This window comes from Gemmatimonadales bacterium (assembly GCA_036279355.1).
Lineage (GTDB): Bacteria > Gemmatimonadota > Gemmatimonadetes > Gemmatimonadales > GWC2-71-9 > DASQPE01.
On sequence record DASUJH010000023.1, the window covers coordinates 22,915 to 33,615 of the forward strand.

11 protein-coding genes are annotated in these 10,701 nt (G+C 70.5%); 7 read left to right on the plus strand and 4 right to left on the minus strand.

Features of this window, described 5'->3' with window-relative positions:
- Positions 1–26: 26 nt before the first annotated feature.
- The 5 genes from VFW66_05780 (at position 27) to VFW66_05800 (ending at position 4,252) form a co-directional block, all read left to right on the plus strand.
- Complete coding sequence (locus tag VFW66_05780) at positions 27–1,745, plus strand: glutamine--tRNA ligase/YqeY domain fusion protein (protein HEX5386185.1); 1,719 nt, start codon at positions 27–29, stop codon at positions 1,743–1,745.
- Between the two features lie 125 nt (positions 1,746–1,870).
- A complete protein-coding gene (locus VFW66_05785; protein ID HEX5386186.1) occupies positions 1,871–2,413 on the plus strand; it encodes a Uma2 family endonuclease in 543 nt (180 codons plus the stop codon).
- Between the two features lie 127 nt (positions 2,414–2,540).
- The gene (acpS, locus tag VFW66_05790; GenBank protein HEX5386187.1) at positions 2,541–2,969 is read left to right on the plus strand and encodes a holo-ACP synthase; all 429 of its coding nucleotides are present in this window, start codon (positions 2,541–2,543) and stop codon (positions 2,967–2,969) included.
- 129 nt (positions 2,970–3,098) lie between these two features.
- On the plus strand, positions 3,099–3,464 hold the full coding sequence (locus VFW66_05795) for a Uma2 family endonuclease (GenBank protein ID HEX5386188.1): 366 nt from the start codon (positions 3,099–3,101) through the stop codon (positions 3,462–3,464).
- A 371-nt stretch (positions 3,465–3,835) separates the two neighbouring features.
- On the plus strand, positions 3,836–4,252 hold the full coding sequence (locus VFW66_05800; protein HEX5386189.1) for a hypothetical protein: 417 nt from the start codon (positions 3,836–3,838) through the stop codon (positions 4,250–4,252).
- A gap of 75 nt (positions 4,253–4,327) precedes the next feature.
- Here VFW66_05800 and VFW66_05805 read toward each other — a convergent pair whose 3' ends face one another.
- Together VFW66_05805 and VFW66_05810 are read right to left on the minus strand one after the other, a co-directional pair.
- Positions 4,328–4,771, minus strand: coding sequence for a BsuPI-related putative proteinase inhibitor (locus tag VFW66_05805; GenBank protein HEX5386190.1), 444 nt, complete (start codon positions 4,769–4,771; stop codon positions 4,328–4,330).
- A gap of 27 nt (positions 4,772–4,798) precedes the next feature.
- Positions 4,799–6,064, minus strand: a complete 1,266-nt coding sequence (locus tag VFW66_05810; GenBank protein HEX5386191.1) for a hypothetical protein — start codon at positions 6,062–6,064, stop codon at positions 4,799–4,801.
- Between the two features lie 264 nt (positions 6,065–6,328).
- Between VFW66_05810 and ada the strand changes: the two genes are divergently transcribed.
- Positions 6,329–7,453, plus strand: coding sequence for a bifunctional DNA-binding transcriptional regulator/O6-methylguanine-DNA methyltransferase Ada (gene ada, locus VFW66_05815; protein HEX5386192.1), 1,125 nt, complete (start codon positions 6,329–6,331; stop codon positions 7,451–7,453).
- A complete protein-coding gene (locus VFW66_05820) occupies positions 7,450–7,914 on the plus strand; it encodes a DinB family protein (protein HEX5386193.1) in 465 nt (154 codons plus the stop codon). The genes ada and VFW66_05820 overlap by 4 nt, the downstream gene beginning before the upstream one ends.
- On the opposite strand, the gene VFW66_05825 is transcribed toward VFW66_05820, so the two are convergent.
- The gene (locus tag VFW66_05825; GenBank protein ID HEX5386194.1) at positions 7,911–10,211 is read right to left on the minus strand and encodes a protein kinase; all 2,301 of its coding nucleotides are present in this window, start codon (positions 10,209–10,211) and stop codon (positions 7,911–7,913) included. The genes VFW66_05820 and VFW66_05825 overlap by 4 nt on opposite strands.
- Positions 10,201–10,701: hypothetical protein (locus VFW66_05830; protein ID HEX5386195.1), on the minus strand; the 501-nt coding region annotated here is incomplete at its 5' end. The genes VFW66_05830 and VFW66_05825, both read right to left, overlap by 11 nt.

A 10,701-nucleotide genomic window follows, 5' to 3' on the forward strand; every position in this document is an offset into this window, starting at 1 on the left:
CTGCTGAATCTCGGTAAATTCACGGCGTGACCCACGCCGACCGACCCGAGCTCCCCCACGCGCCCGTTCGCGACGCCGCGCGCAAGGACTTCCTCCGCGAAAAAGTCGCGGCCGACGCCGCGAGCGGCCGCTTCGGCCGCCCGATCCATACGCGGTTCCCGCCCGAGCCCAATGGCTACCTGCACATCGGCCACGCCAAGTCGATCTGCCTCAACTTCGGCATCGCCCGCGAGTTCGCCGGGCTGTGCAACCTGCGGTTCGACGACACCAATCCGGCCACCGAGGACCTCCGCTACGTCGACGCGATCCGCGAGGACGTTCGCTGGCTCGGTTTCGCGTGGGACGAGGAGAGGTTCGCGAGCGACTACTTCGAGCGGCTGTACGAGATCGCGGAAGCGCTGGTGCGGGAAGGGAAAGCGTATGTCGACTCGCAGAGCGAGGAGGCGATTCGCGCGGGGCGCGGCACCGTCACCGTGCCCGGCACGCCAAGCCCGTATCGCGACCGGACTGTCGAAGAGAACCTCGATCTGCTCCGCCGGATGCGCGCCGGCGAATTCCCCGACGGCGCCCACGTGCTGCGCGCCCGGATCGACATGGCGCATGCCAACATGCTCATGCGCGACCCGCTGCTGCTCCGGATCCGGCACGCGTCGCACTACCGCCGCGGCACCGAGTGGTGCCTCTACCCGCTCTACGATTTTGCCCACGGCCTCTCGGACGCGTTCGAGGGGATCACCCACTCGTTCTGCACCCTCGAGTTCAAGGACAACCGCGAGCTGTACGACTGGCTGGTGCGGGAGGCGGGATTCGAGCGGCCGCCGGAACAGACCGAGTTCGCCCGGCTCGAGCTGGACTACACGGTGCTGAGCAAGCGGAAGCTGCTCCGGCTGGTGAACGAAGGCTACGTGACCGGGTGGGACGACCCGCGGATGCCGACGATTGCGGGCCTCAGGCGCCGCGGCGTCACGCCCGAGGCCGTCCGCGCCTTTGCCGAGACCATCGGCGTTGCGCGGTCGGACGCGCGGATCGAGCTGGCCACCTTCGAGCACGCGGTGCGTGACGACCTCAACATGCGGGTGCCGCGGGTGATGGCGGTGGCGCATCCGCTCAAGCTGGTGATCACCAACTATCCGGAGGGCCAGGGCGAGACGCTCGACGCGCCGCTCTATCCGCACGACGTGCCGTTGACAGGCTCGCGCCCCGTGCCGTTCTCGCGTGAGCTCTGGATCGAGCGGGACGACTTCATGGAGAACCCGCCGAAGAAATTCTTCCGGCTGGCGCCGGGACGCGAGGTGCGGTTGCGGTACGGCTATCTCGTCACCTGCACCAATGTGGTAAGGAACGCCGCGGGCGAGGTCGTCGAGGTGCACTGCACCTACGATCCCGCCACCCGCGGCGGCGACGCGCCGGACGGCCGCCGCGTGCAGGGCACGATCCACTGGGTCTCGGCCGCCCACGCACTCGACGCCGAGCTGCGTCTCTACGACCGCCTGTTCGCCGTACCGAATCCCGATGCGCTTCCCGAAGGTCAGGACTTCGTGAGCGCGCTCAATCCGGACTCGCTCGTCACCGTGCGCGGCGCCAAGGTCGAGCCGAGCGTGGCGCAGGATCCTCCGGGCACGCGCTATCAGTTTGAGCGGACCGGATACTTCATGAGCGACCCGATCGAGTCCCGCCCCGGCGCGCTCGTCTTCAACCGGACGGTGGCGCTGCGGGACTCGTGGGCGAAGGTGAAGGATCGCTGAGCCGCTCGCGCGGGCGCTTCGGCACCGGCGCGCGCTCGTTCGGTGCAGGCGATTCGGCGCACGCTGCCAGCTTGTGGCATGCCCGCCTGTTGCCATCTCCCGTTCGCCGAGACGACCTTATGGGCATGGCCGACCCGATCTACTACACCGCCGATATGGTCCGCGCGCTGCCGGACGACGGCAAGCGCTACGAGGTCGTCTACGGCGAGCTGCTGGTGACGCCGGCGCCGCGGGCGTGGCACCAGGAGTTGGCAGTCCGGCTGACGGTGGCGCTCAAGACCTACCTGCAAGGCACGCGCGTCGGCCACGTGATGATGTCCCCGGCGGACATCTCGTGGGCCCCGGACGTGCTGGTTCAACCTGATGTGTTCGTCGTGGACTTCGAGCAGGCGAGGACGCTCGACTGGACCCGCATGCGCGACGTGTTGCTCGTCGCCGAGGTGCTGAGTCCGAGCACCGCGCGCAGCGATCGCTTCCTCAAGCGGCGTCGATACCAGGAGGCCGGCATCCCGCTCTACTGGGTCATCGATGGCGATGAGCACCAGGTCGAGGTCTGGACGCCCGCCGATTCTTTCCCGACGTTCGAGCGGGAACGGCTCGTCTGGCAGCCGCCGGGCGCCGACCGGCCGCTCCTGCTCTCCCTCGCGGAGCTCTTTCAGCCGCTCTGACGAACGTCCGGCGCGCGCGCCTGCGTGCGTGCGGGGTCGGCGGCTGCCAAGCCGCCGGTCGTGGTTGACTGCAATCGGCATCGTTCCGAGTTGCCCGACGGCCCCCCCCGACACAATTTGGTGCACGATGCGCATCCTCGGCCACGGCATCGATCTCGTCGAGATCGATCGCATCCGCGACGCCCTCGAGCGTCACGGCGAGCGCTTCCTGCGCCGGCTCTATACGGCCGGCGAACAGGCGGAAGCGGGCGACGGGCCGCTCCGCGTGCAATTTCTCGCCGGGCGGTTCGCCGCAAAGGAGGCAGTGATGAAAACGCTCGGCACGGGATGGGCGCGCGGCGTCGCGTGGACCGACATCGAGGTGCGGCGGCTCCCGTCCGGGCAACCGGAAGTCACGGTGCGCGGAAAGTGTGCGGAAATTGCGGCGGGGCTCGGGATCGCGGAGTGGCACGTGAGCATCACGCACACGGCTGCGCACGCGGCGGCGAGCGTGGTCGGCGTGGGTGCGGCGCCGCGGGAGGCGATGCCCCTTGCGCCCGCACGCCCGCCGAGATGAAGGTTCAAGCACGTCAGTTGGCGCCTGCGTACCGCGTACACGCATCGCGTTTTGTTGATACAAGAGTTGGCGGAGCCGGCTGCCATCCTGCGGGATGCCGCAGCCGAATCACCAGCCAAGGAGGCCAGCATGCCGGCCAGAGCGGGCGAGTCGGTGCCGAAGCCGTATTACACGGCGGACATGGTGCGGGAGATGCCCGACGACGGCAATCGCTACGAGTTGGTCTACGGGGAGCTGCTGGTGAGCCCGGCGCCGCGAGGCCGGCATCGGTTCGCGGCGGGCGAGCTGTTCGGTGCCCTTCGTGAATTCCTGCGGGCCCACCCGGTCGGTTACCCGATCATGTCGCCCGCGGACATCTCGTGGGGCCGCGACGACGTGCTGGTGCAGCCCGACGTCTTTGTCGTCCCGCTGGAGCAGGCCCGCACGCTCGAGTGGACGGCCGTGCGCGATCTGCTGCTCGTCGCCGAGGTGTTGAGCCCGTCAAACCAGCACTAGATCGCTTCCTCAAGCACCACCGCTACCAGGACGCGGGCGTACCGCTCTACTGGATCATCGACGCCGAAGAGCAGTTTGTCGAAGTGTGGACGCCGGCGGATCGGTTCCCCACCATCGAGCGGGAGCGGGTCACCTGGCATCCGTCCGGTGCATCGGTGCCCTTCGTCCTCGAGCTGGCCGAGCTGTTCCGCCCGCTCTGATCCAGGCGCCCAATCCGACCGCCGCCCGCTGACGCTGTGCGCCCGGCGCTCGCGGGTGCGCGCCGAGCTCACCAGCGACCATCCGTGCTGCCTTGCGTCCCGCTCGCGATCGCGATGATTGTTCAGCCGACCCCGACAGCGTTGCTCATGCACGTCGACAAGGAGGCTCCGATGGCAGATCGCGTCCGCAGGGTGAACTACTGCTACACGATGATCCCGAATCGCACCGGACAGGGCGTGCGCGTACTCGACGCGCTGACGCAGGCCGGCGTCGATCTGCTCGCCTTTTCGGCGTTCCCCGGCCGCGGCGGCAAGACGCAGGTGGACCTCGTGGCCGACGACATAGGCGCGATCCGGCGGGTGGCGAAACGGAGCGGCTGGCGCCTGAGCGACGTGAAGCGCGGCTTCCTGGTGCAGGGCGACGACCGCATCGGCGCGGTCGAACGCCAGCTCGCCAAGCTCGCGAAGGCCAGGATCAACGTGACGGCCGCCGACGGTGTGGCCGCCGGCAAGGGGCGCTACGGGATGATTCTCTGGGTCAAGCCGAAAGACGTGGCGCGCGCCGCCAAGGTGCTCGGCGCGCGCTGAGCGGACGTTCCGGAGCCATCGGCCGCGGCGCGGTCAGGGCGCGTTGCGGCGCGGTGAGGGTGCGATGCGGCGCGGTCAGGACGCGATGCGGAGGGGAACGACGTCGCTCGCGATCTGCCGGTCGCCGTCGGTGAGCAGCAGGCCCTGGATGGTGTAGTCTCCCGGCGCGACGAATCGGCCCGCATTGTTCGTCTGCCGCCACGTGTCGCGCAGGTCGATCGATTCGCCCGGTGCCAGCTCGCGCACCTGCAGTACCATCGCGATTGCAGCACCCGCGAGCCGGCGCCACGCCACCGTGCCGTCGTAGCGGCGCACCACGATGTCGAACGCGATCGGCCGCCCACGCAAGAGCAGCGTGAGCGGCCGATCGCCGTCGTTGGTGAGCGTGATTGTGATCGGCACCGGCTCGCCCGAACTGACCTGCGCCGGCGCCGAGATATGCAGCGTCATCGTATCGGCGGCGGGTGCGGCCGCGGGCGTGAGTGCGAGCGCGGCCGCGAGCAGCAGGACGTGCACCATCGCGCCGCCACCGGTTCGGTCGTTCGCTCAGTGCGTGGTGAGCGCACCGAGCTCCTGCTCGACGTTCGCGAGCGGACTGAACACGAACGTGCGCCCGTTGCTGGAGCCGCCCCAGAGCACGCCATCGAGCCGCACGTTGCTGCCGCCCGTGATCGTGAACACATCCGATCCGCTGTCGCCCGCGCCCACGCCGGCCGAGACCTCGGTCTGGCACAGCTGGGTGATGTCGGAGCCGCTCACGTTCACGTTCACGCAGGTGGCCACCACCTGGCCCTGGCTCCAGCCGGTGGTGCGGCCCACCTTGTTTATGACTTCGCCGATCGTGAAGTTGGACGACGATGCGTCGGACGTGATGGTGAAGGCGCCGGTGATCGTGAGGTCGCGCTTGCGCGGCGACTTGGTCTTCTCGATCGAGCCGAGCGTGTTCTGGATCCCGCTCGCATACTGCGCGAATGACGCATCGCTCCGCCGGCAGCGCCGGCCGGCCGGGCACGCGCCGCCCGTCGTGTATGACGGATCGGCCGTCTCGGTGGCGATCTGCGTCCCGTCCACGCTCTGGAGCGGTTGCCAGTACGGGGTGCTCTCGACGCCGCCCTGCGTCGTGGTGCAGTGGGACGCGGTCACGAAGCCTGCCTTGCCGCCCAGGCTCGCATTGAACCCGATCGAGCAGAGGAACCCGGGGAAGTTGATCTGCAGGCCCGCCGCGATGGGCCGCACCCGGCCCTGCAGCGTGGCGAGCTGCACGATCGGCTCGGTCTGCTCCACCACCACCGCGCCGGCCGGGATGCCGAGCCGCGCGACGAGGCTCCGCATCTGGCCCGCAGCCGCCGAGTGCTCGACGCCGATCCGCACCCGGTTCGCCGCCTCGTCAGCGTCCACGAAAACCGCGCCCGAAACGGCCAGCGCCTCCGGGGTCAGCTTGGATTGCCAGCCGGCGAGCTCTGCCCAATCGTAGTCCGCGTGGAGCACGCGCATTTCCTGCGCGGCGCGCCCCCGGGCGCGGAACCACGGCGCCAGCGCCAGCTCCGCGGCGCCGCGCTTCCCGCTGTCCTTGAGGTACACGGTGGGCGTACCCTGCGCATCGACGAAGAAGCCCCCGAACCCGGGCACCGTCCGCCCGAGCTCGATCGGGTCGTCGGCCGCCCCCTGGGCTGGGCCTTGGGCCGCGCGCCCCAGGGAAGGTTGGTCGGGCTGGGCGTTCGGGCCGACAGGTGTGCCGGAGTCGGAGCAGGCGGCGGCGGCAATCACGCCGCCCGCGACCAGCAGACGCCTGACGTGGCGCTGGCGAAACATGAGAACCTCGCGGAAACGAATGGAAGGGAGGCCCCCCGGCGGGAGGCGCTAAACGATATCGCCCCGGGCGCGGGCGCGCCATACCGCACCGGCGCCACAGAGTGGTATCGACGCCGCAGGCGGCGGCAGCCGCGTTTTACGACCCGGGGCGGCCACGGTGCCAGGTTTGAGAGCAAGAAGCGGAGTGCGTCGGACGGGCGCCGGAGGTAAGCTTGGCGTACCCAGGAGGCCCAACCGGAGGCCCGCACGCCGGGAATGCACGCAATGACCCCGAACCGATCCGCAGTCGACGTCGAGCGCGCCGCCGACACCCGACGCGACCCACGCTGGACCTCGGTCGTGGCGCGCTCGGCCGAGGCTGACGGCGCGTTCTTCTACGCCGTCACTACGACCCGCGTGTACTGCCGCCCCTCGTGCCCGGCCCGCCGCCCGAGGCCGGAGCATGTCCGCTTCCACCCGACGCGGGCCGATGCCGAGCGCGCCGGCTTTCGCCCGTGCAAGCGGTGCCGGCCGGACCGGGCGTCTATTGTCGAGCGGCACGTGACGCGAGTGACGGCGGTGTGTCGTCTGATCGATGGCTCCGACGGCGTCCCGCCGCTCGAGGAGCTGGCCGCGCACGCGGGCATGAGCCCTTTCCATTTCCACCGCGTCTTCAAGGCCGTGACCGGCGTGACGCCGCGCCGCTACGCCATGGCACAGCGGAGCGCGCGCATGCGGCGCGAGCTCGAGGCGAGCGATACCGTGACGCGCGCCATTTACCGCTCGGGCTACAGCTCCAACGCCCGGTTCTACGCCGACTCCACCTCGCTGCTCGGCATGACGCCGACGGATTACCGCGCGGGTGGCGCCAACGCGGAGATCCGGTTCGCCATCGGTGAGTGCTCGCTCGGCTCGATCCTGGTCGCGCGGAGCCGGCGGGGAGTGTGCGCCATTTTTCTGGGCGACGACCCGGAGGCACTCGGGCGTGACCTTGAGGAGCGCTTTCCGCAGGCCACGCTGATCACCGGCGATCCCGCGTTCGAGCGGCTCGTCGCGACGGTGGTGGCTTTCGTGGAATCGCCGAGCCGCGGGCTCGACTTGCCGCTCGACGTGCGCGGCACCGCGTTCCAGCTGCGCGTGTGGGAGGCGCTGAGCCGCATTCCGGCCGGTGCAACTGCCACGTATAGCGAGATCGCAGCGGGAATCGGCGCGCCGCGCGCCGTACGGGCGGTGTCGCGGGCCTGCGGGGCCAACCTGCTGGCCGTCGCCATACCCTGCCATCGCGTGGCGCGCATCGGCGGCGGCCTGGCGGGGTACCGTTGGGGCATCGAGCGAAAACGCGCGCTGCTCGAGCGCGAAGCACCGGCACCTGGCCCGACCGTGGCCGCTCCGACGCGGTGCGGGCGATGAATACGCACCAGGTGCTCGCGCGGCTTGCCCGTGCGTGGGCGGAGTTGGAGCAGTCGTACGCCGGCCTCCCGGAAGCACGGCTGCTCACGCCAGGCGTTACGGGCGCGTGGTCGGTGCGGGACATCATCGCGCACGTGACGTGGTGGGAGGAGGAGGCGCTCCAGCATCTGCCGGAGATCCGGGAGGGCAGGCGGCCGCCGCGCTACTCGGTCCGCTTTGGTGGGATCGACGCGTTCAACGCGATGAAGACCGATGCGCTGCGCGATCTCCCGCTCGTGGACGTGCTCCGGAAGCGCGACGAAGTCCACGCGCGGCTCGTCGACTACGTCCGCGGCCTGCCGGACGACCTGTTCGCGCGGGAGACGCGGTTCCGGCGGCGCCTCCGGGCCGACACGTACGGCCATTACCCGATCCACGCCAGGGCGATCCGGGCCTGGCGCGAGGCATCGACGCTTCGCTAGGACATCGCTTTTGGCATGGGCGTGGGCCCGATGGCTCGGACGTGAGCGACGAAGCGGGGGTCTCCCCGGACCGCGTCCCAGCGGGGATCCACCCGGGAAAAGGCGAGCCATCCCGCACGCTCGGCGCGGGCGCGCTCGAGCTGGTGGAACATCGAATCCAGTTCGCCCAGCGCGCTGAGAACCTGGACGAAATACATCGCGGGCACGTGGCGCCTTGCGGCCTCCAGCTCCAGTTCGGCAAGGCACGCCTGGGCACGATCCCGGCAGCCCGCCTCACCATACGCCATGCCCGCAAACGAAACGAGAATCGGCCGGCGGCCCAGCCTCGCCATCGAGCGCTCTGCCAGTGCGGCCGCCTCGGCCGCTTCGCCGCGCATGAGCCGCACCCGCGCGAGCTGGATGACGTTGCCGATCACCTCGGGTTCCATCTCGACTACCGATACCAGCTCGCGCATCGCCTCGTCGAAGCGCCGAGCGTAGTAGTACGTCCGGCCGAGCTGGACGTGGATGTAGGTGGACATCGGCTCGAGCGTGAGCGCGCGGGTGATGACGCGCAGGCTCTCCTCATGCCGCTCCAGGATCGACAAGTACAGCGAATACCAGTGCAGTGCGGCTGGGTCGCCCGGGTTCCGCTCCAGCGCCTGCTCGAATTCACGTCCGGCGCGCTCCCAGTCCCAGTCGTACAGCATCGAGAGCATCGCCTGGCGGGAATGTGCCTCGCCGAGCATGGGGTCGAGCTCGACCGCGCGCGCCAGCGCGGCTCTGGCCCTGGGCATCGCGTCGACCGGCCGCATCGCACCGATCTCGTCGAAACTGAGCATGCAGTAGGCATGTGCCACGCCGGTGTAGGCCTTCGCGAACCCAGGGTCCGCGGCAATGGCATCCTCGAAGTAGCGGATCGCCATCTGATAGCTCTCGACCGTGCGGCGGGTACAGAGATAGCGGCCGCGAAGATACAGCGAGTACGCCTCGACGATTTCGGTCGGCGCCTCGACCAAGGGGCCGGCCGCGCGCCGCACGAGCTGCGGTGCGAGCCGCGCCACCAGCGTCCGCGCGATCTCGTCCTGCAGCGCGAATACGTCGGCCAGCTCGCGGTCGTAGGTCTCGGACCAGAGCTGATATCCGTCTGCGACGTCCACGAGCTGCGCCGCGATGCGCAGCCGGCCGGCGGCCTTGCGGACGCTGCCCTCGAGCACGCTCCGCACCTTGAGCCGCTCGCCGATCGCGCGGACGTCATCCAGCCGCCCCTTCCACGCGAACGTGGAGGAGCGCGAGGCGACGCGGAGCCCCGGCACCTTCGCGAGCGCGCCGATCAGCGCCTCGGCCATCCCGTCGCTGAAGTGCTCGTTGTCCGGCTCGGCACTCATGTTGGCGAATGGGAGCACGGCGATCGAGGCATCGGGGAGCGTGGGCGCGGCACCCGGCGGATCCGCGCCCCCGGCGACCCGCGCCCCGGCTGAGCCGCCAGCGGAAAGCGCCTCGGCGAAACCCACGGCAGTGGCGAACCGGTCGGCGGGCGCTCTCGCCAGGGCGCGCGCCACCGCCTCCTCCACACCCGCCGGCACGCTCGGCCGCACCGTCCGGAGCAGAGGCGGCAGCTCGCTCAGGCGGCGGATGAGAATGGCTTGCGCGGTGGGCCCGCTGAACGGCGGCCGCCCGGCGATGGCCTCGAACAGCACGCAACCCAGACTGTATACGTCGCTCCGCCCGTCCACCTCGGGCAGGCCGGCTGCCTGCTCGGGGCTCATGTACATCGGGGTTCCGACCGGATAGCCGCTCTGCGTCACCAGCTCGCCCGTGGAGATGCCTGCGGCGCGGGCGACGCCGAAGTCGAGCACCAGTACGTGCGCGCCCGCGAGCAGGATGTTCTCCGGCTTCACGTCGCGGTGCACGACGCCCTGCCGGTGCGCGTAATCGAGGGCGTCGGCCATCTCGCGGCCGAGCCGCACCACCTCGGCCACCGCGAGGCGGTGCTCGCGGTCCAGCCGCTCGCGCAGCGTCTCGCCCTCGACGTACGGCATGACGAAATACGGCACCCCGCCGACTTCGCCCGAGTCGTGCAGCGGGACGATGTGGGGGTGGGTGAGCCGCGCGGCGAGCTGGACCTCGCGCACGAAGCGCGCGACGCCGAGCACTTCCGCCACCTGGGGTCGGAACACCTTGAGCGCCACCGGGCGCCCGTGCTTCCGGTCGTGCGCCAGGAAGACGGTGGACATGCCGCCGCGGCCGAGCTCGCGCTCGATCGCGTAGCGCTCGTCGAGGTGCGTGCGCAGATGCGCCAGGAGGTCAGCGGGCATCCGCCTGGTCGCGGGCGGCTGACGATGGGGCTGCCATGGCACTCGACGCGAGCCGCCGAAGCGGCGCGTCGAGCGCGCGCACGATGGCCGCGGCCAGCTCGTCCTGCGCGCTGAAGACGTCGTCCACCCGCCGCTCGAACATCTCCGACCACAACTGGCATCCGTCGCGGGCGTCCACCAGTTGCGCCGAGAGGCGCACGCGGTCCCGCGCCTGGCGCACGCTGCCTTCGACCAGCGCGCGCACGCTGAGCCGGCGCCCGATTTCGCGCGCGTCGAGCCCGGCAGCGCCGGCCGCGCACGCCGAACTGCGCGCGGCCACGCGCACGGAATCCACCTGCGCGAGGCCGCGCATCAGCTCCTCCGCCAAGCCTTCGGCGAAGTAGTCCTTGTCGCCGTCGGCGGTCAGGTTGGCGAACGGAAGCACGGCAATCGTGACCGGCGCGTGAGGCGGCGCACCCGAGCCGGCCGCGGCCGGCGACCGGAGCCGCTC